The 3,061-nt window shown below is 59.9% G+C and carries 1 protein-coding gene; it reads left to right on the top strand.

Going from position 1 to position 3,061, the window contains the following annotated elements; genetic code table 11:
- Positions 1-150: 150 nt before the first annotated feature.
- Positions 151-2,841, top strand: coding sequence for a ribonuclease R (gene rnr / locus QUG03_RS15935; RefSeq protein WP_500820384.1), 2,691 nt, complete (start codon positions 151-153; stop codon positions 2,839-2,841).
- The last annotated feature ends 220 nt before the right edge of the window (positions 2,842-3,061 follow it).

The following is a 3,061-nucleotide window of genomic DNA, read 5'->3' as shown; positions in this document are numbered from 1 at the left end:
GAGAAGACTCGAACTTCCACACCCTTGCGGGCGCTAGGACCTGAACCTAGTGCGTCTACCAATTCCGCCACCTGGGCTTCGCTTTGCTGTATTATTTCGCTGCATCTCTGCAACGAGATGCGAATTATAGACATATTCTTGAGGGTGTCAATGGCTAGAACACAAAAAAAACAAAAGACCCTGTCCCTCCGCGAACAGGACCCCTTCCTGGAACGGGAAAAACTTAAATATTCCAATCCCTTGCCGAGCCGAGAGTTCGTTTTAAAAATTCTGGCCGAGCAGGGGGTGCCGCTGTTTCCTGACGAATTAGCGCGCATGTTGTCGATTGCGCGGGCCGAATCTATTTATTTCGAGCGTCGATTGCGGGCAATGGAACGTGACGGCGAAATCATCATCAATCGCAAAGGCGCTGTTTGCGTTGCCCAAAAGCTGGATCTGATCAAGTGCAAAGTATCTGGTCATCGCGATGGCTACGGTTTTGCCATCCCGGATGAAGGCGAAGGCCAGGGCGGCGATATTTTCCTGCCTGAGCGGGAAATGAAAAAAGCGATGCATGGCGATCGGGTGATGGTCCGTCCGTCCGGCGTCGATCGTCGAGGCCGCCAGGAAGGCAAGATTGTTGAGGTGCTGGACCATGTGGTGACGCGGCTGGTTGGCCGCATCAACCGGGTCCGGGGCGTGTGGGTGGTGACGGCGGAGGACCGTCGCATCAATCACGACATACTGATTGAGCCGGGCGGCGAGGCGGGGGCCAAGGACGGTCAGGTGGTGATGGTGGAAATCCTCCAGCACCCGGACGCCTATCGTCAGCCTGTCGGCCAGGTGGTGGAAGTGCTGGGCAACTATGCCGACCCCGGCATGGAGATCGAGATCGCGCTGCGCAAGCACGACCTGCCTCACCAATTCCCGGAGGCGGTGCTGGCTCAGGCCAAGGCGACGCCGAAGAAGGTTCGCAAGAAAGACTGGACCAAGGATCGCGTCGACCTGCGCGATTTGCCCCTGGTGACGATAGACGGCGAAACCGCGCGCGACTTCGATGACGCCGTGTATGCGGAGAAGCAGGGCAAGGGCTTCCGCCTGGTGGTGGCGATTGCCGACGTCAGCTTCTATGTGGAGCCGGGCGATGCTTTGGATCAGGAGGCGCTCAATCGAGGCACTTCGGTCTACTTCCCGCGCCGGGTCATTCCCATGCTGCCGGAAGCCTTGTCCAACGGCATCTGCTCTTTGAACCCGGATGTGGAGCGTATGTGCATGGTCTGCGATATGCAGATCAACGCCAAGGGCGTGGTCAAGCGCTACCAGTTCTATCCGGCGGTGATGCTGTCCAAGGCCAGGCTGACCTATACCCAGGTTTGGGACTGGATCCAGAAAGGCAGCGACAGCCCGCTGTTGCCGCAGATCCAAACCCTGTATTCCTTGTTCAAAGTGCTGCTGGCCGCGCGTAGTCAGCGCGGGGCGATCGAGTTCGACTCGGTGGAGACTCAGATGATCTTCAACGATGCGGGCAAGATCGAGCGCATTGTGCCAGTGGTGCGCAACGATGCCCATCGCCTGATTGAGGAATGCATGCTGGCGGCCAACGTCTGCGCGGCAGATTTTCTGGAGCAGAACGGGCACAAGGCTTTGTATCGGGTGCATGAAGGCCCGACCGAGGAGAAACTGGAGAATCTGCGCAACTACCTGCGCCTGGTCGGCTTGAGTCTGGGCGGCGGGGAAAAGCCCACGGCCAAGGACTACGCCAAACTGGCGGAACAGATTCATGGGCGGCCCGATGCGCCGGTGTTGCAGACCATGTTGCTGCGTTCCATGCAGCAAGCAGTTTATACCCCGGACAATAACGGTCACTTCGGCTTGGCTTACGAGGCTTACGCGCACTTCACTTCGCCGATTCGCCGTTACCCGGACTTGTTGGTGCACCGTTCGATCAAGGCGGTGCTCAAAGGCGGCAAATACAAGCCGGGCAAATGGGCGCAATTGGGCGTGCACTGCTCTATGACCGAGCGCCGGGCGGACGACGCCAGCCGCGATGTCGAGTCCTGGCTGAAAACCTACTATATGCGGGACAAGGTAGGCGAGATCTTCAAGGGCAAGATCTGCGCGGTGACCAGCTTCGGCGTATTCGTCTTGCTGGATGAGGTGTATGTCGAAGGCCTGGTGCATATCTCCGAACTGGGCAAGGACTACTTCCACTTCAAAAAGGACGTCCAGGCGATTGTCGGAGAGAAGAGCGGCATGCAATACCGCTTGGGCGATACGCTGACCGTGAAGGTGATGAGCGCCAATCTGGAAAGCGCTCAAGTCGACTTCGCGCTGGTCAAGGAAGGCGACCTGCAAACCGCCAGGCCAGTGCCCGCGCGCAGCGCCGGCGCGCGCCAGGGCGGTTCGCGCCGGGCTGCCGAGCCTAAGCCTGTAGAGGCAAAGCCGCCGGCATTGCCAGCGGCGCCCAAGGGGCGAAGCAGAGGGGGGGCTCAATCGCCGGTGTCGAAGCCTGCGGTCAACAAGTCTGTGGCGAGTCCGTCCGCCGCGAGCAATCCGGCGGAGAGCAAGCCGGTAGCGAGCAAGCCAGTAGCGAGCAAGCCAGTAGCGAGCAAGCCAGTAGCGAGCAAGCCAGCAGCGAGCAAGCCAGCAGCAAGCAAACCGGCGGCTCCCAAAACTGTTAGTGCTGCGCCTGCGGCGGCCAAGCCGGCGCCTACGGCAGCGACGCCTGCGTCCGAGGCTGCCACGCCTCCAGCGGGTCAATCGCTTGCCGGCAAGTCGCCGGTGGGCGAGGCGTCCCCCGCCCCGCGTCAACGCAGGCCGGCGGCGCGCAGGAGTAATAGCAAGCGCCGTAGCGAGGACTGACCTCTCCGGAGCGTTTCTATATAAAAAGGTATAGCAAGCCATGACGGGCCGGCGTTTCGCCGGCCCGTTTTTCATGGTTCGGCGGGGTAGGGAAGACGTGTCGGCAAATACCCCTTTAGGATATTGCTTGCCGCATCAAGGGTTTGGCCTGCGGGGTCCGCTTTTGTTGAGGTTTTTCTCGCAAAAGGTGTTGACGGGTTTAGGGGCCTGACGTATAGTT

The sequence above is a fragment of the Chromobacterium sp. CCUG 30098 genome, assembly GCF_059916605.1.
Note: the sequence above shows the minus strand (reverse complement) of the source record. Positions and strands in the feature narration are given on the sequence as shown.